A 24,374-nucleotide genomic window follows, 5' to 3' on the forward strand; every position below is an offset into this window, starting at 1 on the left:
TAGCAGGGAATTGACGGGCACATGAAACCGAAGATCTTCATCGATGGCGAACACGGCACCACCGGCCTGCAGATCCGGGCGCTGCTGGCCGAGCGCGGCGACCTCGAGATCATCTCGATCCCGGCCGAGCGCCGCAAGGAAACGGCGGCGCGCGCCGAGTTCCTCAATGCCGCCGATGTCGCCATCCTGTGCCTGCCGGATGCGGCTGCCAAGGAAAGCATGTCGCTGATTGCCAACGACACCACCAAGGTGATCGACGCCTCCACGGCGCATCGCGTCGCCGAGGGCTGGGAATACGGTTTTGCCGAGCTGGACAAGGATCAGGCCAGGATCATCGCCAATGCGAAACGCGTCGCCAATCCCGGCTGCTGGCCGCAAGGGCCGATCGCGACGCTGCGGCCGCTGGTCGCTGCCGGTCTGCTGCCGGCGGATTTCCCGATCACGGTCAATGGCATTTCGGGCTATTCGGGCGGCGGCCGGCCGATGATCGAGGACTATGTCGCCAAGGGCGAGGATGCCTCTGAATTCCAGGTCTATGGGCTGACCCTGCAGCACAAGCATGTGCCGGAGCTGCGCACCTATGCGAAGCTGTCGCACGATCCGATCATGCAGCCGGCGGTCGGCAATTTCGCCCAAGGCATGATCACAGTGGTGCCGCTGCAGCTCGGCGGGCTCGACCATGTGCCGGCCGGCGCCGAACTGCACGCGGCAATCGCCGACCATTTTGCCGCCATCAAGGGCGGCGTGGTCGAGGTAGCTCCTTACGAGCACGTGGAGCGCCTGCCCGAGATCAATCCCGAGGTCTATAACGGCACCAACCGCATGAAGGTCTATGTCTTTGCCAATGACGACAGGGCGCAGGCGCTGCTGATTGCGGTCTATGACAATCTCGGAAAGGGCGCCTCGGGTGCTGCCGTTCAGAACATGGATCTGATGCTCGGCCTTTAATTCAGTTGGAGAGAGCATGTTGCCCGAAAACCGCTTAACACTTTTCGGCATCACGCTCTGAATGGACGCGCCTGCATTTCCAAAGCGCTGGAAGATCAGCGCGCCCGAGCTCATTGCGGAGACGTTTTCGAGCCGCATCTGGAAGGTGCGGCGTGAGGACGGCTCGCCGGCCATCGTCAAGGCGCTCAAACCATTCGACGATGTCGAGGACGAGTTGCGCGGCGAGCACTATCTCGCATGGCGGCGCGGCGAAGGCGCGGTGCGGCTGCTTGGCCGGGACGGCCACCGCATGCTGCTCGAATATGCCGGCGACACCCTGCTTTCCGACGTTCTGGCCAAAGAAGGCGACAACGCCGCGACCGCAATCGCGGCCGAGTTGATGGGGAGACTGTTCTCGCCCTAAAGACACCCTGCCCCGCCGGACCTGCAGCCGCTGCGGACACGGTTTGCCAGCCTGTTCAAAAAGGCCGGAGCCGATCGCGACGCCGGAGAGCACAGCCTCTATATCGAGGCCGCCGAAATCGCGGACCGGCTGCTCGATGCCCCGCATGCGGTCAAGCCGCTGCATGGCGACCTGCATCACGACAACATTTTGCACGGTGCGCGCGGCTGGCTGGCGATCGACCCGAAGGGCGTGCTCGGCGATCCCGGCTTCGACGCCGCCAATCTGTTCTACAACCCACTGGGGCGCGACGACCTCTGCCTCGATCCCGAGCGCATCGCGCATATGGCTGAGATCTTCGCCAGGACACTCGGCCAGACGCCGGCTGCCATTCTCGACCATGCCATCGCCTATGGCTGCCTGTCGGCCGCATGGCATCATGAGGACGAGAATGCGGTCGACGAGAACCGCGAGCTGTCGGTTGCGGGAGTGATCCGAAAGGTGCGGCTCAGCTTCTGACCGGCGCAGCCTCGCGCTTTAGACGTAGCGAGGCAGTTCGTTCGCGAAATAGATTATTGCGACGGCCAAGACACCGTAGACGATGTACCTGCGTTCATGGGCGGCCGCGTTGGCAGTGGATAGGCGCCCTTGTTGCCGCGCCAGTGGGCGGCGGCAAATCCCAGCAGGACCAGCGCGAAGGCCTGATGGGTCAGCGCCATGTGCAGCGGCACCTGCATCAGCAGCGTGCCGATGCCGATCGAGGCCTGCACCAGCACCAGCAGAAACAGCAGCGTTGCGCGGCGTGCGTGTGTCGTGCCCGGCAGCCGCCGGCGCGTCGCTATCATATGCCAGAGCGCGATGGCAAAGACCGTATAGGCGCCGAGCCGGTGGACGAACTGCACCGTCTTCGGGTTCTCGAAGAAATTGCGCCAGGCCGGTTCGAGCAGCAGCAGCTCGCCGGGGATGATCTTGCCGTCCATCAGCGGCCAGGTGTTGTAGCTCAGGCCGGCGTCGAGCCCTGCGACCAGCCCGCCGAGATAGATCTGGACCAGCGCCAGCAGCACGATGAAACCGGCCAGTCTTTGCGTCGACCGGCCGGCGGCAGGCTCCGAATGCGGCGCCAGCCCGCGCGCGACCACCATGGTGGCAGTGAAGATCAGGGCGGCAAGCGTCAAATGCGTCGCCAGCCGGTACTGGCTGACGGAGACGCGGTCGACCAGGCCGGAGGCCACCATCCACCAGCCGATGGCGCCTTGCAGGCCACCAAGCAGCAGAATACCGACCAGCTTTGGCCCAAGGCCGCGCTCGATGCGGCGCGTCGCCCACAAGACCAGCAACGGCAGGCCGAAGACCAGGCCGACACTGCGCGCCAGGATGCGGTGCGCCCATTCCCACCAGAAGATCGATTTGAAGGCGTCCAGGCTCATGCCCTTGTTGAGCTCGGCATATTGCGGAATCTTTTGATAAAGCTGGAATTCCTCCTGCCACTCCGCGTCATTGAGCGGCGGTATCACACCGTGGATCGGCTTCCACTCGGTGATCGACAGGCCGGAATTGGTGAGCCTGGTGGCGCCGCCGACCAGCACCAGCGCAAACAGCACCAGAAGCACGACATACAGCCAGCCGCGCACCAGCGCCCGATTTTTCAAGTCGCGATCGCGGTCAATGTAAGGCGCGGCGGCTGATATGGCGGCCATGGTTGGTCCCGGCAGGTTGACGTGGCGGATTGGTGAACCATCGCAACCCGGCTGACAAGACCGGACGGCGCGGCACGCCGTCGCGCCGCATCTCGCGGGTTGCACAGGCGCGCGGTTGGGCCTAAGCGGAGGCGATCAACGAGAACGCTCATGCCCATCCGCCTGAAAAAGCTGATCGGAACTTTCCTGCTGGTGGCGCTGGTCATCATCTATGCGCTGGTCGCGTCGATCATAGCGGTCGCGCAGCTGTCGCAATCCAGCCCGCTGGTGCACTTCCTGTTCTTCCTGTTCAGCGGCCTGTTCTGGGTGCTGCCTGCGATGGGCATCATCAAATGGCTGATCCTGGAGCCGCCGCCGAAAGGCTGAAGAGCCCGCCCCAGGTTAGATGGTGACCACCATTTTGCCGGCATTGGCCAGCGGCGTCGTTAAGCCCGACAACATGGTGCGGATATGGGCGACGCTCTGGTAGCGGCCGTTGATCGAAATGCGCGGCAGCGCGTGCAGGAAGCCGGCGTGCTCGGCGTGCAGCACGCCGTGGCGAGTGGTCACCGCCGAGGCGTAGCCGGCGTCGCGGGCAAAGCCCACTTCGCGGCAGCCGACAGCGCTGGCGTAACCATAGGGGTAAGCGAGATGACGGGGGTCTTCGCCGAGCTGCGCCTGCAGTTGGCGCCTGACGTCGACGATCTCATGGCGCGCATCGGCTTCGTCGAGCCGCTTCAGATTGCGGTGGTTGACCGTATGCGCGCCGATCGTCACCAGCCTGTGCCCGGCCACGGCGCGGATGTCGTCCCAGGTCATCAGCGTGCTTGGGCGCAAGCCATCGAGGTCGATGCCGTTCGAGTGCGCCAGATCGCGCAGCACGGCGCGCTGATCCTCCTCGCGCACCTCGAGCGTCAGATAGGCATGCAGACGCGCATTGGCGTGGAGTTTCTTGCCGTGGGTCGAGCAGTCTATGGTCACCGGCCCCTTCGGCGTCGCCAGCGTCAAACGCTCCCGCGCGTTGACGATATCCTCGACCACGTCCCACCATAAATCGGCGCTGCCGTCGATCAGACCCGGCGCGACATAGATGGTGATCGGCGCGTCGTGCTTTTCGAGCACTGGCAGCGCTTCGGTCATGTTGTCGCGATAGGCGTCGTCGGCGGTGATGGTGGCGAACTGGCCGTCCTTGCCGCCGGCCTTGATGCGCTCGATCGCCTCGTCGAGGGTGACGAAGGCATAGCCCCTCGACTTCATGTCGGCGACGAGAGCGTCGAGGAATCGCGGGGCGATGTTGAGGTGGCGGTTAACGCCGTCCGGCTTCTCCGGCGTGGCGGTGACCCGATGCAACATGAGGATGGCGCCAATGCCGCCGACAAACGGCTTGGCCAGCGGTGCAAGGCCGGTAAAGCGGGCGATATTAAGCGCCAGTTTCCGAACTGCCTCACCACCGTCGATCATTCATTCACCTTTTGCGCCTAGGCTCGATCCAAGCACGGAACGCGCCGACGCGAACTCCTGATCGCGACGAATACGCCTTAAGGATTGAGGTATGGTTGACGCCACCGCGTCATTTGACGGCAATCGGCTCGCCGCAAGCAAGGCGTCTGCGCGCACGCCGGCTGCCGACCAGACCAGTCTGTCGGTGTCGATCGCAGATGCTGCCGCGCTCGCCTCTTACGGCGAATTCTGCCGTTCGGCGCTGTTTGCGCCGGCGCAAAGCGCGGACTGGGTTCGTGCCTGGACGGCGCAGGCTAATCCCGATGCCGTCATTGCCACGCTGACAATCGAGGACAGGCCGGTCTTTGCACTGGCACTGGAAATCACGCGAACTGGTCCATTCCGCGTCGCCCGCTTCATGGGCGGGCGCCATGCCAACGGCAATTTCGCCGCCGCCGATCCGGCATGGCTGGCAAAGGCAGATGCTGGGGGGATCCGCAGGCTGGTGACGGCGATCGGCAAGGCGCGTCCCGACATCGATCTCGTTGCCTTGGAAAGGCTTCTGCCCGACCTCGATGGTGTTGCCAATCCGCTGGTGGCGTTCTCCAACTTTCCGAGCCCAAACCTGTCGCTCGCCGTCAATCTCGACGGTGGTTTCGATGCGCTGCTGTCGCGTGTGGGCGGCAAGCGCAAGCGCAAGAAGCACCGTTCGCAGACACGAAAATTCGAGGCGGTCGGCGTTCATCGCCGCATCGAGGCGCAGACACCCGAAGACGTGAACCGGCTGCTCGACGCTTTCTTCGAGATGAAGGAGTTCCGCTTCGCCAAGATGGGCATCGCCAATGTCTTCGGCGAGCCGGAGGTGCGGGCTTTCTTCCGTGCCCTCTTCGCCGGCGCGCTGGCCGAGGAGAAACCGGCCTTTGTGCTGCATGGGCTCGAAGTGGCCGGCAAGCTGCGTGCAATCACCGGCTCGAGCCGCTCGGGCAAACGCCTGATCTGCGAATTCGGCGCCATCGCCGAGGACGATCTCGGCCACACCAGCCCCGGCGATTTCCTTTTCTTCGACATCATCGAGGAAGCCTGCCAAACAGGCTTCGATGTCTATGATTTCTCGGTCGGCGACGAGCCCTACAAGCGGCTCTGGTGCGATATCGAGACCCAGCATTTCGAGGTGCTGGCGCCCCTGACGCTGAAGGGACGCGCCCTGGCGTCGGCGCTGCGGCAGGGCGCACGGGCGAAAGCCTTCATCAAGAACAACCCGACGGTCTGGAAGCTGACCAAGATGCTGCGCCGCAAGGCCGCCGGACAGGCAGCGCCCGCTCCCACGGACGACGAAAACTAGCGTTCAGAAATTCAGCGCTTCGCGGAGCGCCGGGCCGGCCCTGACCCGCAGGTCGAGATCTGCCTCGATGTGGTCGATATGGTGCAGCATCAGCCGGCTCACCAACCCGCAATCGCCGCTTTCCAGCGCGCCGACCATTTCCGTGTGCTCACTGTGTCCGCAGGCCGACACGCCGGATCGTCCGTAAAGGGCGATGACCAGCGACGAACGCGCCACCAGCTCCTCCATGAAGCGCTGCAGGATGGCATTGCCGGCGACGGAGGCGAGCAGCAGATGGAAATCGCCCGACGCCTTGATTTCGGAGCGCCGGGCGGTTGGGCCGCGCTCGGCGATGAAGCGGCCTTCCTCGTCGAGCTGCGCGCGGAACGCAGCGATATCGGTGGCTGTGACCCGCCCACAGGCGGCAATGGCTATGCCCGGCTCGATCAGCCGGCGCGATGCGAACACCTGGCGCGCTTCCTCGGGCGAAGGGTTGGCGACGAAGGCGCCACGGTTGCGCTCGGTACGCACCAGCCCCTCGAAGGACAGCATCTGCAGCGCCGCGCGCGCGACGGTGCGCGAGACGTCGAACAGCGTGCCGACCTCGCCTTCCGACAGCTTGGTGCCGGGCGTCAGCCGACGGTCGACGATGGCGTCCCGCAGATTGTCGCGAATCGCCTGGGCGCGATCCTGGTTGGCGCTGTCGGCGGAATGGATCTGATCGGCAATGTTCATGGCGATGATGGTTCCAAGCCTCTTCTAGCGCGACTCGTCGCCTGCGCACGAGAGGCAAAGTGGACACGAAGCCAAAATAGATTGCATACGATTCTTGTGCAGATCGCGCACAATCGCCCATAATTTGTGCAATGCACAAGATAGCCTACCGGCTAGGCAGTGGGCAAGAACCCCGATTTCGCTGTCGATTCAAACGCTTGGGCCGATTGCCGCCGATTGGCACGCATAATGCATTGGTTAATGCGACCAAACGGGGAAGCCTGAATGTCCAAAGCCGCCGAGATCGACATCGTCTCCGTTTCGAAAGTGTACGGAACGACGACTGCCGTCGAGGCCATCAGCCTGAAAATACCGGCAGGCACCTATTGCTGCCTGCTTGGCCCCTCCGGCTGCGGCAAGACCTCGACGCTGCGCATGATCGCCGGCCACGAAAGCATTTCGTCGGGCGATGTCCGCCTCGGCAACATTGTCGTCACCGACCTGCCGCCGGCAAAGCGTGGCACGGCGATGATGTTCCAGTCCTATGCGCTGTTTCCGCATCTCGACCTTGTCGACAATGTCGCCTTCAGCCTGAAGATGAAGGGCGTCGACAAGGAGCAGCGCCGTGCCAAGGCGCTCGACATGCTCAAGCTGATGCAGATGGAGGCCTATGCGACGCGCCGGCCGGCGCAGCTTTCCGGCGGCCAGCAGCAGCGTGTTGCACTCGCCCGCGCTCTGATCACCGATCCCGAGGCGCTGCTGCTCGACGAGCCGCTGTCGGCACTCGACCCGTTCCTGAAGATACGCATGCGCGCCGAGCTGAAGAAATTGCAGACCTCGCTCGGCATCACCTTTGTCCACGTCACCCACAGTCAGGAGGAGGCCATGGCATTGGCGGACCTGATCGTGGTGATGAATGACGGCCGCATCGAACAGGCTGCGCCGCCACGAGATGTGTTCGAAAGGCCGGCCACCGCCTTCGTCGCGCGCTTCATGGGCGACCACAATGTCATCTCCGGCCGGGTCACCGGCGCGCGCGACGGCATGGTCGTCTTCGACGTCAATGGTGGCGCCTCGCTCGCCGCCCGCGGGCAAGGCCGGGAGGCGGGCCAGGAGGTGGGCACGCCGATCGACATCGCCATCCGCACCGACCATGTGCGCATCGGCGAAGCACCCTCTCCCGGCCTCGGCTTCACCGGCATCGTCTCCAACATCGAGTATCGCGGCGCCACGGTGAAGCTGTCGGTCACCGGTGCCGGCATCGACGATTTCACGGTCATCATCGACGATTCCGACTTCTTCGCCAAACCCGTCGCCCTTGGCGGCGCCGTACCGCTCGCCTGGGATTCCGAGGACGCCATCGTCCTCGGGCGCCTTCATTCATGAGTTCGACGAAGCAAAACAAAACAGGGGAATAGGAATGACAAAAACAGTAGAAACAAAGACCGGAATTTCGCGCCGTTCGTTGCTCAAGACAGGTGCGGCCGCCGTCGGCCTCGCCGCAGGCTCGGGCGCCATTACAGGCTTCCCGACCATCTGGGCGCAGTCCAACATCACGCTCCGCCAGTTCGGCACCGGCGTGTCGAACCTGAACGCGATCGCCGACAAGTGCAAGGCCGACCTCGGCATCACGCTGGAAATGACGGCGACCGATTCGGACGCGGCCGCCCAGCGCGCCGTGACCCAGCCCGACAGCTATGACATCGCCGACATCGAATACTGGATCTGCAAGAAGGTGTTCCCGAGCGGCGTGCTGCAGCCGATGGATGTCAGCAAGCTGAAATACTACGACGAACTGGTGCCGTTGTTCAAAACCGGCAAGCTGACGCCCGACAGCATCATTGCCCAGGGCACCGCGCCGCACACGGTCGGCTATGTCGAAGCGCAGGACTCAAAGACCTTCGCCAAGGCGCCGACCAAGTGGTTCACCATGGTGCCGACGATCTACAATGCCGACACGCTGGGCATCCGGCCCGACCTCGTCGGCCGCGACATCACCACCTGGGCCGACATCATGGACCCGGCCTTCAACGGCAAGACCGCGATCCTTAACATCCCGTCCATCGGCATCATGGATGCGGCCATGATCATGGAGGCCACAGGCAGCATCAAATATGCCGACAAGGGCAACATGACCAAGGAAGAGATCGACAAGACGATCGACTTCCTCATCAAGGCCAAGCAGGCCGGCCAGTTCCGCGCCTTCTGGAAGTCGTTCGACGAGAGCGTCAATCTGATGGCATCGGGCGAAGTGGTCATCCAGTCGATGTGGTCGCCGGCCGTCGCCGCCGTCCGCTCCAAAGGCATCGCCTGCCGCTTCCAGCCGCTCAAGGAGGGCTACCGCTCATGGGGCGGCGGCCTTGGCCTTGCCGCCCATCTCAAGGGCGCCGAGCTCGACGCCGCCTACGAATACATCAACTGGTATACGTCGGGCTGGGTCGGCGGCTATCTCAACCGCCAGGGCTACTATTCCGCCAATATGGTCTCGGCCAAGAAGTTCATGTCCGAGGACGAATGGGGCTACTGGATCGAAGGCAAGCCGGCCAAGGGCGAGATCAAGGCGCCGGACGGCACCGTCATGGAAAAGGCCGGCGCCGTGCGCGACGGCGGCTCGTTCGAAGAGCGTATGGGCAAAGTCGCCTGCTGGAACTCGGTCATGGACGAGGACCGCTACATGGTGAAGCGCTGGAACGAGTTCATCGCGGCGTAGAGCGGAGGCGTTCACTGTGATGTTGCGATCCTTCGCGCCCCCCTCTGTCCTGCCGGACATCTCCCCCACTTGGGGGGAGATTGGCAGCGTCATGGCCGGCTCTTCGTTAGCAACGTTGGAGTTTGGCGAAGGCCGTTATGAGAGTTCGATCTCCCCCCTCGTGGGGGAGATGTCCGGCAGGACAGAGGGGGGCGCGAAGGATCGCAAGTCATCGCGATCACGCGGAGGATTTTCCCAATGACAGTCGCTCTCGAACGCCCCGCCATCGCAGCAGCCAAGCCCGCCAGACGCCGGCGCTTCTCCATCAGTGCCGTCACGCCCTACCTCCAATCGGCGCCGCTGGCGCTCATCCTCGGTGCGTTCCTGCTCTTGCCAATCATCATGATCGCCGTCGTCTCCTTCTGGGACTACGACTTCGCCGCCATGTATCCGGATTTCCTGACGACGAACTATTCCGACGTGCTGGGATCATGGGTCACCTGGAAGACCTATCTCAACACCATCAAATTCGCTGCCATCGTCTGGGCTCTGACCTTGTTCATCGGCTTCTGGGTCGCCTATTTCCTCGCCTTCCATATCCGCACCACCGCCATGCAGATGGTGCTGTTCCTTGTCTGCACGGTGCCGTTCCTGACCTCCAACATCATCCGCATGATCTCGTGGATCCCGGTGCTTGGCCGTAACGGGTTGATCAACTCGACGCTGGTGCAATTGGGGCTGGTGCCAAAACCCATCGAATGGCTGCTCTATTCGGAATTCGCCGTGGTGCTGGCCATGGTGCATCTCTACACGCTGTTCATGGTAACGCCGATCTTCAACACGTTGATGCGCATCGACCGCTCGCTGGTCGAGGCCGCGCGCGATGCCGGCGCCTCCGGCTGGCAAGTGCTGTGGAATGTCGTCATTCCGCTGGCGAAGCCCGGCATGGCGATCGGCACCATCTTCGTCGTCACGCTGGTGATGGCCGATTTCTCCACCGTGCAGGTGATGTCGGGCGGCCAGAGCGCGTCGGTCGCACTGATGATGAAGAACCAGATGTCGCTGCTGCAGTATCCCGCAGCCGCCGCCAATGCCGTGGTGTTGCTGGTGTTGGTGCTCTTGATGGTCGCCGGCATCCTGCGCATCGTCGACATCCGCAAGGAGCTCTGAGGTGAGCCACGAAAAACGCACCCTCGAATTCTATGTGCTTGCGGTCTTCTTCACTCTGTTCGTGCTGTTCCTCTATGGCCCGCTGTCGGCGATCCTGATCCTTTCTTTCCAAGGCGAGACCGGCGGCCTCACCTTCCCGCTCAATGGCATGTCGCTGCACTGGTTCGCCAATCTGTTCGAGCGCCAGGCGGTCGGCGATTTCGGCGGCAGCTTCAAGCGCTCGCTCGTGCTCGGCCTCATGGTGATGATCGTCACCGTCGTCGTGTCGCTGCTGGCAGGGCTCGCTTTCCGGCAAAAATTTCGTGGCGCCACCGCTTTGTTCTACCTGGCGGTCGCCAGCCTCGTCGTACCCTCGATCATCATTTCGCTCGGCATCGGCGTCGTCTTCCAGCAGGTCGGCTTCCGCCCGGCCTGGTACACATCGGCCTTCGGCGCGCACCTGACCTGGACCTTGCCCTTCGGCGTGCTCATCATGTTCGCCGTCTTCAACCGCTTCTCGCCCGCCTATGAGGAAGCAGCGCGTGACCTGGGCGCCAACTCCTGGCAGACCTTCGCCCATGTCGTGCTGCCGATGATCGCGCCGAGCCTGATCGGCGTCGGCCTGTTCGGCTTCACGCTGTCCTATGACGAGTTCGCCCGCACGCTGATGACGTCGGGCACCTTCAACACGCTGCCGCTCGAGATCTACGGCATGACCACCAATGTCACGACGCCGGTGCTCTATGCGCTGGGCACGGTGACCACCGTGTTCTCCTTCCTGGTGATCCTGGCCACACTGGGCGCCATCCTCTATGTCGGCCGCAAGCGGGCCAGGGTTTGATCGTGCAGATACTGGTGGTGAACCCCAACACGACGGCGAGCATGACCGAGACGATCGCGGCGGCGGCGCGCGCCGTTGCCGGCGCCGGGACCGAGGTGATCGCGGTCACCTCCTCGATGGGTCCTGCCTCGATCGAGGGCTATTATGACGAGGCATTGGCCGTGCCCGGCCTTTTGATGGAGATCGCCGCCGGCGAACGTGCCGGGGCTCAGGCCGCCATCATCGCCTGCTTCGACGATACCGGCCTGGATGCGGCACGCGCCATGGCCTCCATTCCGGTCATCGGCATCTGCGAGGCCGCACTCGGTGTCGCCTCCTACATTGCCCAGCGCTTCACAGTGGTGACGACCACCGAACGCTCGCGTGTCCCTGTCGAGGGGCTGGTGCACCGCTACGGCATGGCCGGGCGTGCCCGCGTGCGCGCCGCCGACATTCCCGTACTCTCGCTTGAAGACGCTGCTTCCGGCGCTGTCGAGAAACTGCGCGCCGAGATCGCCCGCGCCATAGCGGAAGACCGCGCCGAGGCCATCGTGCTCGGCTGCGCCGGCATGGCCGACCTGGCACACCGGCTGCAGCAAGAGTTCGACCTGCCCGTCATCGACGGCGTCGGCGCCGCCCTCAAACAGGCCGAGGCGCTGATCGCATTGGGCCTGTCGACCTCGAAGCGCGGCTCCTATGCCAGTCCGCTGGCCAAGCCCTATCGCGGCGTGCTGAAATCCTTCTCGCCGGGGGTGGTCGCCGCGGAGTGAACGCTATGAAGCCTACCGTCCGCGCATTGTCTCCGCCGGAAGTGACCGTTCTCATCGACTGGGCGGCGGCTGAAGGCTGGAACCCTGGCCTTGATGATGCCGCCGCGTTCCGGCCAACCGATCCTGAAGGGTTCATCGGCGCTTTTGTCGACAACGAGATGACCGCCGCCATCTCGGCTGTCGCCTATGGCGGCAACTTCGGTTTCATCGGTCTCTACATCTGCCGACCAGACATGCGCGGCAAAGGCCATGGCAAAGCAGTCTGGAATGCGGGCATGGCCAGGCTGGCCGGCCGAACGGTCGGCCTCGACGGGGTCGCCGCGCAGCTGGCGAATTATCGCCGCACGGGATTCAGCTCGGCGTACGAAACCATCCGCTTCAGCGGCCGTATCGCGACCCCGCCCGTCCGAAGCGAAGGGGTGCGCATGATAACCACGCAACTCGTGCCCGACATCATCGTCTATGACGCCCGCTGTTTCCCCGCGCCTCGACGAGCCTTCCTGCACCGCTGGGCGCAGCCGCCGCATTGCGGGTTCGCCGCGATCAGTTCACTCGGCACCATAGGCTACGCCGTGGCTCGTCCCTGCCGTTCGGGTTACAAGATCGGCCCGCTGTTTGCCGACGACACCGAGACGGCGATGCAGCTCATGGGCAGTCTGGCTGCCGCATGCGAAGGTGGCGACCTGCATATCGACGTTCCTGCCGAAAATTTCGATTTCACCACGGCGCTTTCAGCAATTGGTTTCAGGCCGACCTTCACCACCACGCGCATGTACAAGGGCCCGCCTCCGAAGGTCGACTCGCGCCGAATATTTGGCGTGACGACCCTGGAGTTGGGGTAGATCCCGGCGCCGACTGACAGGCTTGGTTTTTCGGGAGCCGGCGGGCGATGGACGAGCCGATCCGTAGTAGCGCCGCCTAAGTCGAATTGTCTGATGTCTCAGGCGGCGCTACGTCGTCCCGGCACGGGGTTACCCGGCGTCTCGTGGCCGATCGGCGTCACCAGAGTGAGGTCGGGATAGCCGCTTTCGATCAGCTCGACGGCGGCCTGCGCCACCTCATCGTCCGCCTGCAGCATGGACATGAAGACCTCGGTGCTGTCGCCGACCAGTCGGCTGATGCCTTGCGCATCGGCCGGTCCGCATTCGACAATGACCAGATCATAGGCGGTGGTCAGCGACTGCATGATGATCGGCAGCCGGTCGGCGGCGCGCATGGCGCGAACCGGATCGGCGGTGCCGACGGGAACGACATGGCAGTCGGAATAGAGGTCAGCGTGAATGACGTCGCTGAACTGCGCTTCCGAAGCCAGCAGATTGGTGATGCCGGGGAAAAGTCCGCTGTCCAGCATCGGCCGCGACGCCGCGCCCGATGCGGTCAGGTCGAGCAGCAACACGCGCAGGCCGGCGTCGGAGACTTCGCGCGCTACCAGCACTGCCGAGGCCGCCGCCTCATCGCCTTCGGGCGAGACGAAGATGGCGCGCGCAGCACCGCTGGCGATCAGCTTCTCCGCCGCCTTCTCGACATCGATCTCGCCAAGGCTGGAGCGGACAGGTTCAGGTTCGGCTTGCGGTTCGGAACCGGCAGCCGCTGCTCCTTCCAGCACTGAAGGAGCCGGCTCGGGCTCTGGCACCAGTTCAGACTCCACGGTCGTCGGCTGATCGTCCACTTCCACAACCTCAGGAGCCGGTTCCGGGTCGACGACCGGCGCCGACATTGCCGGCATCGCAACCTGCTCGATACGCTCGAAGCGCGCCCCTGGGGCCGGACGCATGGCGCGGCCGGAAAACAGCTCCTGCAGCAGCGTGATGACCGACATCAGCAGCAGCGAGCCGACGAAGGCGGCGCCGACGATCGGCACGAGCTTGGGGAAATAGGGTTCCGACGGCACGCGCGCCTCGGAAAACACGCTGGCATCGACCGGCAGATAGTTTTTGCGCGAGGACACTTCGCGAAAGCTCGCCATGTAGGATTCGAGCTGCTGGCGCCGGGCGTTCGCGTCGCGCTGCAAGGCATCGAGTTCGACCTGCTCCTCGCCGGCGCGTGCCGATGCCGCTTTCAGCGTGTTGACGTCCGATATCAGCTGGTTTTCGCGCGCCTGGGCGGTCTGCGCCTGCGTCAGCAACCCGCGCATGATTTTTTGCGCTTCGTTGCGGATCTGGCCGTCGAGATCGGCAAGCTGCGACCTCATCGCCCGCAGGCGGGGATGGTTGTCGAGCAAGGTGGTGGAAAGATCGGCGATGTTGGTTCTGAGCTCGATCTGACGCTCACGCAGCCGCTGGATCAGATCGGAAGACAGCACTTCGGGTACAGCGTCCAGCGAACCGCCATTCTGCAAAGCCTGGCGCACCCTTTCGGCCGTTGCCTCGGCCGAAGCGCGGCTGGCGCGCACACGCGACAGTTCGGTCGATAGCTCGGACAATTGCTGCGTCGCCAGCACCGAATTGTTGCCAGCCATCAACAGGTCCGACTGGGCGGAGCGGAAGGCCGCGACCTTGGCCTCTGCATCCCTGACCTGCTTCTGCAGATCGTCGATTTCCGGCCCGAGGAAGGCGGTCGCGGCGGCGTTCGACTTGGTCTTGGCATCCGCCTGGTAGGCCAGGTAGGCCTTAGCAATGGCGTTCGGAATGTCGGCGGCAAGCTGGGGATCTTCAGAGGAAAATTCGACGGCGATGACGCGGGTCTTTTCCACGCCATAAACATTGAGCTTGTCGCGCATCTTCGTCAGCACGCGCTCTTCGAGCGGAATTTCTTCCGGATCGCTCTTCAGCCCGGCAATGACCAGGAGCCGGGTGACCGGCGACATGCCGAGCGCATCGTTGAACTCGGGCTTGTCGCCCAGCTTAAGGTCGGCAGCCACCTGCTTGAGAATGTCGGACGAGGAAATGACCTGAACCTCGGTTGCTACACCTTCCGCATCGAGCACAGGTTTGTCGTCTTCATTGGTACCGGCAGGCCGCGTATAGGCCGATTCGCTCAACTGGATTTTCAGCTGCGTCGTGGCCTTATAATGCGGCGTGGCAAGCCACGCGAAGGCGAAGGCGAGACCGGTGACGATGAGCGTGATCACAAGAATGCGCAGCCAGTTCCGCGCCAGGCTGGCGAAGAGCTGTCTCAGGTCGACATCGACATCTGCGGCCGCGGACTGGTCGGACATGCATTCCTGCTCCGGACATGAGGCTAGATGGTAGCGTAAACAACTATGGTAACTCAGCCGTTAAGATCGCGGTAAGCAGCTGTTAGGGTTTGCTGACATCCGGTAAACAAAGCCAGCAAAACTATACGGCTTTTTGTCGATTGCCGCCAAATCGGCCGCGTCCCTTTACCGGCCATTAACCCTAACAGGATGATAACGAACCCAGATCCTTAAGGTTTGCCGCCGTGTCCTGGCGGCCATAGCGACGAAGGTGTGTGTCCGATCATGAAAAGCGCTGCTGGTCTGTTTCGCGCTCTGCTGGCCGTGTCGATCCTCGCCGGCTGCTCCAGCTACCGGCCGACGCCGGCGGCCTTCCACGAGGTACTCGACCAGCCCTATCGGCTCGGCGCCGGCGACCGTGTCCGCGTCACCGTGTTCGAACAGGACGGTCTGACCAACACCTACAGTGTCGATCAGTCCGGCTACATGTCCTTCCCGCTGGTCGGCGCGGTGCCGGCGCGCGGCCACACGGCCCAGCAGCTGGAAAAAGCGCTCGCCGACAAACTGCGCCAAGGCTATCTGCGCGACCCCGACGTGTCGGTCGAGATCGATCGCTACCGGCCGATCTTCGTCATGGGCGAAGTGGGCGCCGCCGGCCAGTATTCCTACGTGCCGGGCCTCACCGTGCAGAAGGCCATCGCGATTGCCGGCGGTTTCTCGCCGCGCGCCAACCAGGAAAGCGTCGACATCACCCGCGACATCAACGGCAAGGTGATGACAGGCCGGGTGGTTACCTCCGATCCGCTGCTGCCGGGCGACACGGTCTACGTTCGCGAACGCCTGTTCTGACATCAACGTGGCGGACCAGCTCAGGATCGTCCACTGCTTTCGCTCACCCGTCGGCGGGATCTTCCGGCATGTGCGCGACCTGACGGAGGCCCAGCTCGCCGCCGGACATGTTGTCGGCATCGTCTGCGATTCGACCACCGGCGGCGAATACGAGGAACGCCTGTTCGACCAGATGAAGGACAGCCTGGCGCTCGGCATCCATCGCACGCCGATGCAGCGCCATGTCGGGCCGGGCGACTTCGCCTCGGCCTGGCGCACTTACAGGATCATCAAGGAATTGCAGCCGGACGTGTTGCACGGACATGGCGCCAAAGGTGGCGCCTATGCCCGTCTGTTCGGCTCATTGTTGCGGGTATCAAGGTCTCGCGTAGCCCGCCTCTATTCGCCGCATGGCGGCTCCCTCCACTATGATGAAACGACGACGACCGGGAAGCTGTTCTTCGCGCTCGAGCGCTTCATGGCGCGCTTCACCGACTGCCTGCTGTTCGTCTCCGACTATGAGCGGCGCACCTATCGCAGGAAGGTCGGTGAACCGCCTATCCCGAACACGCTGGTCTATAACGGCCTGCGCGCCGCCGAGTTCGAACCGGTGGTCGCACAGCCCGACGCGGCCGACCTGCTCTACATCGGCATGATGCGCGACCTCAAAGGGCCTGACATTTTCATCGACGCGCTGGTGCTGGCCGGGTCCCAGCTTGAGCGCCGCTTGACCGCGGTCATGGTCGGCGATGGCGACGACCTGCCGCGCTACCATGCGCAGGTGAAACGGCTGGGCCTCGGAAAACAGGTCCGCTTCTTGCCGCCGATGCCGGCCAGGGAGGCATTTTCGCTGGCCGATCTGGTCGTCGTCCCCTCCCGCGCGGAAGCCATGCCCTATATCGTGCTGGAGACGCTGGCGGCCGGCAGGCCGATGATCGCCACGGCCGTCGGCGGCATTCCCGAAATCTTCGGTGAGGGATCCCCTGCCCTGATCCGTCCCGATCCGCGCCAACTCGGCGACAAGATGGGTGAAGCGCTGCGCGATCTCGACGCCTACCGGCGCGTCATGCCCGATACCGCCAGCCTCAAGGCGCGATTCGGCGCCGATGTGATGGCCGCCGAAATCGAAAAGGCCTATTTCGCCGCGCTCAACAGATAGACGACCGTCCAAAACCACAAGTTGTCTCAAGGTTTTTTTAGCTCTCTTTCTGCTATCGTCATCGCGGAAGCTTGTGGGAAACCCGATGAACGAGACCGACCCCACGCGCCGCTTTTCGGCCGATGCGGTGCGCAAATTCGACAGTCCTGCCGAGAGCCCCACGCCCGGCGGCATGAACAGTGTTGCCCGCCAGGTCGCCTCGCAATACCGGCGCGATACGATGTCGCCGGTCATGGTCAGCGGCGTATTGCGCATCGTCGAATTCGGCTTGCTGTTCCTGTCGGGGCTCGCGCTCTACTTCCACTTTGTCGGCTTCTTCAACTATCTCGCCTGGCAATATCCGCTGACCATTGCCGCGGCGTCATTCGTGGCCGTGGTGCTGCTCGACGTCAGCGATTGCTACCAGATCTCCGCCTTGATGCGACCGATCTCCAATCTCGGCCGCGTGCTGATGGTCTGGGCCGGCACTTTCGCGCTGATGGCGCTGACGGCCTTCATCATGAAAATGTCGGAGGATTATTCGCGTCTGCTGTTCGGCACCTGGTTTGTCGTGGGCCTGCTTCTGCTGTTCGGCCTCAGGCTGGTGATGTCGAAGCTGATCCGGCGCTGGGCGCGCAACGGCCGCATGGAACGCCGCGCCGTCATCGTCGGCGGCGGCAAGGCGGCCGAGATGCTGATCCGCTCGGTCGAGAAGCAGCCAGACAACGACATCCGCATCTGCGGCATCTTCGATGACCGCGGCGACAAGCGCTCGCCGCCGATCGTGGCCGGCTATCCCAAGCTCGGCACCATTTCGGAGCTGATGGAATTCGCTCGCATCGCGCGCATCGACATGCTGATCGTGTCGCTGCCGCTGACTGCCGAAACGCGCGTGCTGCAGCTGCTGAAGAAGCTCTGGGTGCTGCCGGTCGACATCCGGCTCTCGGCGCATTCGAACGCTTTGCAGTTTCGCCCGCGCGCCTATTCCTACATCGGCTCGGTGCCGATGCTCGATATCTTCGACAGGCCGATCAACGACTGGGATTCGGTCGCCAAGCGCGCCTTCGACATCGTCTTCTCGCTGATCGGCATCATCCTGTTCTCACCGGTGATGCTGGCGACTGCCATCGCCATCAAGCTCGACAGCAAGGGGCCGGTGCTATTCAAGCAGAAGCGGCACGGCTTCAACAACGAGATCGTCGAAGTCTACAAATTCCGCTCCATGTACACCGACCGCTCGGACCCGACCGCCAAGCAGACGGTGACCAAGAACGATCCGCGCGTCACCCGCGTCGGCCGCTTCATCCGCAAGAGCTCGATCGACGAGCTGCCGCAGTTCTTCAACTCGCTGTTCGGCACGCTGTCACTGGTTGGCCCGCGCCCGCATGCGATTGCCGCGCAGTCGCACAACCTTCTCTACAATGAGGTGGTCGACGGCTATTTCGCCCGCCACAAGGTCAAGCCCGGCGTTACCGGCTGGGCGCAGATCAATGGCTGGCGCGGCGAGATGGACACCAATGAGAAGATCCGCATGCGCACGGAATATGACCTCTATTACATCGAGAACTGGTCGATGCTGTTCGATCTGCGCATCCTGCTCATGACGCCGCTGCGGCTGCTCAACACGGAAAACGCCTATTGAGCGCGATTTCCCATGATGTGCCGCAGGCTGCGGTCAATGCCAAGCTGATCGCGCTGATATCGTCGGGCGCGGTGTTTTTCGGCGTCTTCCTGTCAGGCTTCGTCATCGACGAGCCGGCGCCTTACGATCTTTTCATGGTCGGGCTGATCGGGGTGTGGGGGCTGTTTGGCCTGCGCATATCGCGCGCGGCCGTGCCGCTGCTGGTGCTGCTGATCACGATGAACATCGGCGGCATGATTGCAATGACTCAGATGGCCGATCTCGCCAACACACCGCTCTATCTCGCGGTCTCGCTGTTTCTCGCGGTCACCGCGGTGTTCTTCTCGTCGGTGACGGCGGTGCAGCCCGGCCTCTACCGGCTGATCTTCATCGCCTATGTTGTCTCCGCGGTGGTGACCTCGCTGCTCGGCATTGCCGGCTATTTCCACGCTTTCCCGGGCGCTGAAATCTTCACCAGATACGACCGCGCCCAGGGCGCCTTCCAGGATCCGAACGTGTTCGGGCCGTTCCTGGTGCTGCCCGGCATCTATCTGCTCTATCTGCTGTTGACCGGCTCAATCGCGCGCATGCCGCTTCTGGCGGTGCCGCTGCTGATCATCACCGCGGGCATCTTCTTTTCGTTCTCGCGCGGCGCCTGGGGCATGTTCGCCGTCTCGGCCATCCTGCTCACCGGCGCCCTGTTCCTGCAAAGCAACAGCGGCAAGTTCCGGCTGCGCGTCATCATCATGACCATTGCCGCCGTCACCCTGCTGGTGGTCGCCATGATCGTCATCCTGCAGCTGCCCGGCGTCGGCGAGATGTTTTCAAGCCGCGCCCAGCTGGAACAGAGCTACGACACGGCGCGCCTTGGCCGCTTCGCCCGCTACACGATCGGCTTCGAGATGGCGCTCGAATATCCGCTCGGCATCGGCCCGCTGGTGTTCGGCACCATTTTTGGCGAAGACACGCACGACATCTGGCTGAAGACGTTGATGGATTATGGCTGGCTCGGCTTCGTCTCGTTCCTGTCGCTGACGCTGTGGACGATCGCCGCCGGCTTCCGCATCCTTTTGCGCGACCGGCCGTGGCAGCCCTATCTGCTCTGCGCCTACGTCGCTTTCATCGGCAATATCGGGCTCGGCACCTTCATCGACATCGACCACTGGCGCCATGTCTACCTGCTGCTCGGCCTAATCTGGGGCGCGATCGCGCTGGAATACAGGCATCAGCGCGGGTTGCGGCCGGTGGCGGCAAACCGAACCGATGGGAAAGCAGACGGGTTCGAGTGGCCCCGCCCTCGGGACGAATTGCGACCGACGATTATCTCGCGATACCGGTCACCCGCTCGGGATACTGCACTGCCAGCATCGATTTGTCGGCGTGATCGGCGAAGATGGCGCTGACCTTTTCGGCGTCGAATCTCGCCCTGCGTTTGCGCTTCTCGTCGTTCAACAAGATGCCGCTGATGGCATCGAACTTGCGGCCAAAATTCTTCATCAACCCTCTCTTGACCGGCCAGCTGCGGCTGAAGCGTCCTGCCCAGGGGGTGCCTTTCGCCAGGTCGCGATAGACCGCCATGGCGTCGACCTCGACACCGACTGGCCGGGGCTCCCAAGGTTTGCCCCACGCGAAGTGCCGAGCATAGCACCTGCTGAAAGGAATCTGGCTGCTGTAGTTGGTCATCACGTTCCAGAACGGGTGCATCGTCTGCCATCGGCCTTCGAAGGCCACGTTCAATGCGCCCTGATCCATTCCGTAGACATGCTCGGACGCCAGCTGCCGCGTACGCTCCAGAAGCCCCTCAGCCCTGAGCAGGGGCATGTTGAAGAGAAGAACGCCGGCGTTGAATTTCGGCGCTCCAGGCTGCATCGGCAGATGTTGCCTGTACTTTGCATCGAAGTAACTCTGCTCGTCGTGAGCGGCCAGCAACGGTGCATTGAGCGGGGTGTTGCCGAGATCGGCTATCGATCGGTTGAAAAGCACATCGGCGTCTGAATAGGCGATGCGGTCGTATGGCTCGAATTCAGGCAATTGATCGGCAAACAGCCTGATGTAGGTCGCAAGGGTGGGATGCGTTCCACGGTTGAAGTTCGTCGCCTCCATGAATTTCGTCACGTCGATGATGCCGATCCTCCCATCGAGCAAACGCTCGCCGGCAACCCGGTCTTCGGCGGAGATCATGCCAGTGTGCAGGATAAAGCCGTCGACCGGTGCCGAAACATCCAGGACGCGGCGAGCCGCCAGACAGGCAAAGGGGAAGAATTTTTGGTCGGCAGCAAAAAAGAAACATGATCTCTGTTGCATGCTACAATACCCGCCCGTTGACTGTGGCCCGTCGTAGCGGCTCAAGCGAACCCTCCCAGTACTTCTGGGAAACTGACGGCCAGGGCCCCGGAATCAGCTTGCTCCGCATAGATCTTGTGGGTCTTGCGGCCATCATAGTAAGCTCGCCGTTTCTTTCTCTTATCGTTGAGCAGAAGCCCCGAGCGGCATCGATCCGGCGCCCCAGCCTCTTCAGCACGCCTCGCTCGAATGGAATGCGTTGCCGAAAGCGTTGAAGCCAAGGCGTGTCCTTCGCAAGGTCGCGATAGACCGCCAAGGCGTCGAGCTCTACGCCGACCTGGCTTCCCCATGGCTTGCTGCCTGAAAAATGCCGGGCGTATGCCTGAGAGAATCGATACTCTTTCGTGTAGTTGGACATCAAATTCCAGTTCGGATGCATCGTCTGCCACTTGCCTTCGAAAGCGATGTTTAGCGCGTTCTGGTCGTTCAGCTTTTTCTCGATGGCGACTTGACGGGTATGCTCCAAAAGCGATTGGGCACGCACAGATATCATGTCAAACAGCAGCACGCCCGAATTGAAGTACGGAGCTCCCGGCTGCATCGAGAGCTTCTGCCGATAGGTCGGCAGGAAATACATATAATCATCATGGGCCGCCAGCAGCGGGGCCTGAAGCTTCTGGCCTGTCAGGTCGCCAATGTCTCGGTTGAACAACACGTCGCAGTCCGTGTACGCGATACGATCATAAGCTTCGAATTCAGGTATCTGGTCCGCAAACAGTCGAATGAACGCGGCAATGCCGCTGTCGCGAAATCCGGATCTCACCTTCTCCATGAACGACGAAACGTCGACCAGTTCGACTTGACCCTTGAGCAGGCGCCGCGCCACCCGCATGTCATCGTCGCCTGCGCCAACGTAAAGAATGAAGCCTGGCGTCGTCGGCGCCGAGACGTCCAATATTCTGCGCGCTGTCAAGCATGCATACGGAAAATAGCCCCCGTCAGCCGCAAGAAAAAAGCAGGAGTTCACGTCCAATCCTTCTCGTCGCTCAAGCGCGAGCCATATCCCCTTGGTGTTTCATCGACAAGTTGGATGTTGGTGCTCACTATTGAACGTTTGCCTGGATTTTTGGGTGCGTCCCACTTTCTCAGCTATCCGCAGAGCCGCCGCGATTCGGCACGCTGTCGCCAAGCGAGGTGATATTCGTTCGGCTCGTTCACATGCGCCGTTTTAGCCCTTGCACCACAACTCTCGAAAATATAAGGCTTTGCGCGGTCCGGAGTGTAGCGCAGCCCGGTAGCGCACTTGACTGGGGGTCAAGGGGTCGTCGGTTCGAATCCGGCCACTCCGACCAAACAACACAGGCGACTAGCTGCTTCCCCCAAAGTGGCCATGCAATTTCTCAGCCCCACTGCAGCGACCAGCAAGATGCGTTCTTACGGTGTCGCACCGGCATGTCGCTCCAAGAAAAATTCGATCGGGCCGGTAAGAAAAGCAGCCTCCTGCTTGATCTTCTCGTCGCTCCATTCCCACCACCGGATCGCCAGCAACTTCCCAATGACATCATCTGAAAAGCGATAGCGGATGAGCTTGGCCGGGACCCCGCCGACGATGGCGTATGGCGGCACATCCCTGGTGACGACGGCCCCGGCCGCTACAATGGCGCCATCGGCGATGTGAATGCCTGGCATGATCAGCGCATCGCGGCCGATCCAAACATCATTGGCAATGGTGATGCCCACGGGTTCGCCACCGTGCTCAGTGGGATCAACTGATTCCATCAAGCGGCTATGGATCGGGAATGTGGTTGCAGCCCAGGGCGTGTGACTTCCCCCCGAACACTCAAAGCTGACATTGCCGGCCACCGAACAAAACGCCCCTATGGTCAACGGAGTGGCCGCAGACGTTCCAAACACCTTCCTCCGGCTCACCCCATAGGTGTGACGTCCGAGGATCACGCTTGAGGGCAGCCTGGATCGAAACGGATTCCTCATGCATAGCCCCCCCGTCACAGTGACTTCCTATGCTTTTGATGCCATAAATCCAAGGGCGTCCGCCACAGACGATATCTACCGGCCTTTGCAACCTGCTGGCCGACTGGCACCGAGCCGTAAGCATTAAAGAACGCATGTACGCGCGGCTCAGCGAACTGCTTTTTGCCTCGGGTATTGTAGTGTCGGATCGGCAGGCTATGAGGGCTTATGGTTCGGCCATTTTGAGAAAGGGCTACCCCGAGGCAGAACTGCTCGGGCGCCCAAGTGTCGGTCACCTCATGAACCGCCTTGATAGCGGCGAAGGCGTCCACCATGGCTGTGAGGTTGTCCCGGTGGATCCCGACGATGCCGCTGTTCCACATCGGTTCCTGGCCGGTCAGGACCTGGCCGCCGACGCTGATGTTCTTGCCCGGCAGCGCGTTCTGATAGATGCGATGCGGCCCTTCGCACAGGCGCATAGTGGAATGGGTCGCAGAGATCGAGCGGAAGCCCTTCGAGGGGTCACCCACCGGGTACATATCGGTGTCCATGAAAAGGAGCCGATCTGCTCGCTGCAAAAGCTCACGCATAGCCCCGGCCTTGATACCGAAATGGTAGCTTCCGCCGAAAGACCACTGGTCTTTCTGTTCGGCCGTTATGAGCATTGTCTCAACAGGATAAGCGCGAAAGAGGTCAGTCCTGTCCGTTGCGACGACTATTCTGGCGGTCGGGCAACGGTGCAAAAGCTTGAGGGCGCTGAGTAGCGCGCCGCGATGGTAAAGCTCGTTCTCACCATAGGCGATGTAACCAAAAACGTCGTTCATTCCGCCACGTATAATGGGTCGTTCAATCTTCTACTAGCTGCGCTCGCAGTCGTTTTGCTCCCAGAAATCTCCTGCTGAAATCAGCCGACGATTCGCTACTGGCAGACGTCGACCCACTCGGCGCCGACAATCTGTGCCATGCGCTGCGGGCTGAGCCTTACAGCGGCGTTGGTGGCGCCGGCCGCGGGCACGACTTCATCGAAGGCGCGCAGCGAGACGTCGCAATAGACCGGCAGCGGCGCCGGCAGGCCGAATGGGCAGACGCCGCCGACGGGATGGCTGGTAATTGCGACAACCTCGTCGGCGTCAAGCATGCGCGGCTTGCCGCCGAAACGGTCCTTGAATTTGCGGTTGTCGAGCCTCGACATGCCGCCGGCCACGATCAGCATGGTCTCACCGCCGACGCGCAGGCAGATGGTCTTGGCGATCTGCGCCGGCTCCACGCCATGCGCCTCAGCCGCCAGCGCCACCGTCGCGGAACTCGCTTCGGTGACGAGCACTTCGACATCGGGCGCATGGGCAGCCAGGAAGGCGCGCACGGATTCAAGGCTCATCTCGGCATTGTCCCATTCGAAAACGGTTAGCGTTCACACTGGATAGCTTCACGCTCGGTCGGCGGCAACCTCCCCGCCCCTCGACGGCTGCAGCGATGCCACGGGTCGCG

Annotated in this window: 22 protein-coding genes, 1 tRNA gene and 1 pseudogene; 15 read left to right on the plus strand and 9 right to left on the minus strand. The window is 62.6% G+C overall.

Annotated elements, in window-relative coordinates; genetic code table 11:
• Nucleotides 1-21 precede the first annotated feature (21 nt).
• Nucleotides 22-948 (plus strand): N-acetyl-gamma-glutamyl-phosphate reductase, encoded by a 927-nt coding sequence (argC, locus tag NKL06_RS02190; protein WP_023693289.1) that lies wholly within the window; start codon nucleotides 22-24, stop codon nucleotides 946-948.
• A 61-nt stretch (nucleotides 949-1,009) separates the two neighbouring features.
• Nucleotides 1,010-1,849, plus strand: a pseudogene (locus tag NKL06_RS02195) (aminoglycoside phosphotransferase family protein).
• A gap of 53 nt (nucleotides 1,850-1,902) precedes the next feature.
• Here NKL06_RS02195 and NKL06_RS02200 read toward each other — a convergent pair.
• Nucleotides 1,903-3,027, minus strand: a complete 1,125-nt coding sequence (locus tag NKL06_RS02200; RefSeq protein WP_023669402.1) for a COX15/CtaA family protein — start codon at nucleotides 3,025-3,027, stop codon at nucleotides 1,903-1,905.
• A 150-nt stretch (nucleotides 3,028-3,177) separates the two neighbouring features.
• Here NKL06_RS02200 and NKL06_RS02205 point away from each other — a divergent pair, with 150 nt between their 5' ends.
• Nucleotides 3,178-3,393 carry a DUF2842 domain-containing protein gene (locus NKL06_RS02205; protein WP_023669401.1) on the plus strand — a complete coding sequence of 72 codons (216 nt, stop codon included), beginning with the start codon at nucleotides 3,178-3,180 and terminating at the stop codon, nucleotides 3,391-3,393.
• Nucleotides 3,394-3,408: 15 nt separating this feature from the next.
• Here the strand turns inward: NKL06_RS02205 and NKL06_RS02210 are convergent, their stop codons facing one another.
• Nucleotides 3,409-4,467 carry a polysaccharide deacetylase family protein gene (locus tag NKL06_RS02210; RefSeq protein ID WP_023693288.1) on the minus strand — a complete coding sequence of 353 codons (1,059 nt, stop codon included), beginning with the start codon at nucleotides 4,465-4,467 and terminating at the stop codon, nucleotides 3,409-3,411.
• A 91-nt stretch (nucleotides 4,468-4,558) separates the two neighbouring features.
• Between NKL06_RS02210 and NKL06_RS02215 the strand changes: the two genes are divergently transcribed.
• The gene (locus tag NKL06_RS02215) at nucleotides 4,559-5,788 is read left to right on the plus strand and encodes a GNAT family N-acetyltransferase (protein ID WP_023669399.1); all 1,230 of its coding nucleotides are present in this window, start codon (nucleotides 4,559-4,561) and stop codon (nucleotides 5,786-5,788) included.
• Between the two features lie 3 nt (nucleotides 5,789-5,791).
• Here NKL06_RS02215 and NKL06_RS02220 read toward each other — a convergent pair whose 3' ends face one another.
• Entirely contained in the window at nucleotides 5,792-6,502 is a 711-nt protein-coding gene (locus tag NKL06_RS02220) for a GntR family transcriptional regulator (RefSeq protein WP_023669398.1), read from the minus strand.
• Between the two features lie 264 nt (nucleotides 6,503-6,766).
• Here NKL06_RS02220 and NKL06_RS02225 point away from each other — a divergent pair, with 264 nt between their 5' ends.
• The 6 genes from NKL06_RS02225 (at nucleotide 6,767) to NKL06_RS02250 (ending at nucleotide 12,751) form a co-directional block, all read left to right on the plus strand.
• Nucleotides 6,767-7,867 (plus strand): ABC transporter ATP-binding protein, encoded by a 1,101-nt coding sequence (locus NKL06_RS02225; RefSeq protein WP_023669397.1) that lies wholly within the window; start codon nucleotides 6,767-6,769, stop codon nucleotides 7,865-7,867.
• Between the two features lie 34 nt (nucleotides 7,868-7,901).
• The gene (locus NKL06_RS02230) at nucleotides 7,902-9,191 is read left to right on the plus strand and encodes an ABC transporter substrate-binding protein (RefSeq protein ID WP_023693287.1); all 1,290 of its coding nucleotides are present in this window, start codon (nucleotides 7,902-7,904) and stop codon (nucleotides 9,189-9,191) included.
• Between the two features lie 237 nt (nucleotides 9,192-9,428).
• Nucleotides 9,429-10,340, plus strand: a complete 912-nt coding sequence (locus tag NKL06_RS02235) for an ABC transporter permease (RefSeq protein ID WP_023693286.1) — start codon at nucleotides 9,429-9,431, stop codon at nucleotides 10,338-10,340.
• A gap of 1 nt (nucleotide 10,341) precedes the next feature.
• Nucleotides 10,342-11,160 (plus strand): ABC transporter permease, encoded by an 819-nt coding sequence (locus NKL06_RS02240; RefSeq protein WP_023682326.1) that lies wholly within the window; start codon nucleotides 10,342-10,344, stop codon nucleotides 11,158-11,160.
• 2 nt (nucleotides 11,161-11,162) lie between these two features.
• Entirely contained in the window at nucleotides 11,163-11,909 is a 747-nt protein-coding gene (locus NKL06_RS02245; RefSeq protein WP_023693285.1) for an aspartate/glutamate racemase family protein, read from the plus strand.
• Between the two features lie 5 nt (nucleotides 11,910-11,914).
• The gene (locus tag NKL06_RS02250; protein ID WP_023693284.1) at nucleotides 11,915-12,751 is read left to right on the plus strand and encodes a GNAT family N-acetyltransferase; all 837 of its coding nucleotides are present in this window, start codon (nucleotides 11,915-11,917) and stop codon (nucleotides 12,749-12,751) included.
• Nucleotides 12,752-12,849: 98 nt separating this feature from the next.
• Here NKL06_RS02250 and NKL06_RS02255 read toward each other — a convergent pair whose 3' ends face one another.
• The gene (locus NKL06_RS02255; protein ID WP_023693283.1) at nucleotides 12,850-15,066 is read right to left on the minus strand and encodes a GumC family protein; all 2,217 of its coding nucleotides are present in this window, start codon (nucleotides 15,064-15,066) and stop codon (nucleotides 12,850-12,852) included.
• Nucleotides 15,067-15,330: 264 nt separating this feature from the next.
• Here NKL06_RS02255 and NKL06_RS02260 point away from each other — a divergent pair, with 264 nt between their 5' ends.
• The 4 genes from NKL06_RS02260 (at nucleotide 15,331) to NKL06_RS02275 (ending at nucleotide 20,035) form a co-directional block, all read left to right on the plus strand.
• A complete protein-coding gene (locus NKL06_RS02260) occupies nucleotides 15,331-15,894 on the plus strand; it encodes a polysaccharide biosynthesis/export family protein (protein ID WP_023682330.1) in 564 nt (187 codons plus the stop codon).
• Nucleotides 15,895-15,901: 7 nt separating this feature from the next.
• A complete protein-coding gene (locus tag NKL06_RS02265; protein ID WP_023693282.1) occupies nucleotides 15,902-17,032 on the plus strand; it encodes a glycosyltransferase in 1,131 nt (376 codons plus the stop codon).
• 85 nt (nucleotides 17,033-17,117) lie between these two features.
• Nucleotides 17,118-18,653: an undecaprenyl-phosphate glucose phosphotransferase gene (locus NKL06_RS02270; protein ID WP_023689486.1), complete on the plus strand. Its 1,536-nt coding sequence runs from the start codon at nucleotides 17,118-17,120 to the stop codon at nucleotides 18,651-18,653.
• Nucleotides 18,650-20,035 carry an O-antigen ligase family protein gene (locus NKL06_RS02275; protein ID WP_023693281.1) on the plus strand — a complete coding sequence of 462 codons (1,386 nt, stop codon included), beginning with the start codon at nucleotides 18,650-18,652 and terminating at the stop codon, nucleotides 20,033-20,035. Before NKL06_RS02270 ends, NKL06_RS02275 begins: the two co-directional genes overlap by 4 nt.
• On the opposite strand, the gene NKL06_RS02280 is transcribed toward NKL06_RS02275, so the two are convergent.
• Nucleotides 19,953-20,981, minus strand: coding sequence for a glycosyltransferase family 8 protein (locus tag NKL06_RS02280; protein ID WP_155921568.1), 1,029 nt, complete (start codon nucleotides 20,979-20,981; stop codon nucleotides 19,953-19,955). The genes NKL06_RS02275 and NKL06_RS02280 overlap by 83 nt on opposite strands.
• The gene (locus tag NKL06_RS02285) at nucleotides 20,938-21,942 is read right to left on the minus strand and encodes a glycosyltransferase family 8 protein (RefSeq protein ID WP_352581172.1); all 1,005 of its coding nucleotides are present in this window, start codon (nucleotides 21,940-21,942) and stop codon (nucleotides 20,938-20,940) included. The genes NKL06_RS02280 and NKL06_RS02285 overlap by 44 nt, the downstream gene beginning before the upstream one ends.
• A 248-nt stretch (nucleotides 21,943-22,190) precedes the next feature.
• Between NKL06_RS02285 and NKL06_RS02290 the strand changes: the two genes are divergently transcribed.
• Nucleotides 22,191-22,267 (plus strand) — tRNA-Pro (locus tag NKL06_RS02290).
• A gap of 82 nt (nucleotides 22,268-22,349) precedes the next feature.
• Here NKL06_RS02290 and NKL06_RS02295 read toward each other — a convergent pair.
• The 3 genes from NKL06_RS02295 to NKL06_RS02305 form a co-directional block, all read right to left on the minus strand.
• Complete coding sequence (locus NKL06_RS02295) at nucleotides 22,350-22,655, minus strand: CatB-related O-acetyltransferase (RefSeq protein ID WP_050587086.1); 306 nt, start codon at nucleotides 22,653-22,655, stop codon at nucleotides 22,350-22,352.
• Between the two features lie 266 nt (nucleotides 22,656-22,921).
• Nucleotides 22,922-23,710 (minus strand): hypothetical protein, encoded by a 789-nt coding sequence (locus NKL06_RS02300; protein ID WP_023693279.1) that lies wholly within the window; start codon nucleotides 23,708-23,710, stop codon nucleotides 22,922-22,924.
• A 95-nt stretch (nucleotides 23,711-23,805) separates the two neighbouring features.
• Nucleotides 23,806-24,264, minus strand: a complete 459-nt coding sequence (locus NKL06_RS02305; protein ID WP_023669382.1) for a YbaK/EbsC family protein — start codon at nucleotides 24,262-24,264, stop codon at nucleotides 23,806-23,808.
• Between the last annotated feature and the right edge of the window lie 110 nt (nucleotides 24,265-24,374).

Source organism: Mesorhizobium sp. C268A (assembly GCF_040324475.1).
In the GTDB taxonomy this organism is placed as follows: Bacteria; Pseudomonadota; Alphaproteobacteria; order Rhizobiales; family Rhizobiaceae; genus Mesorhizobium.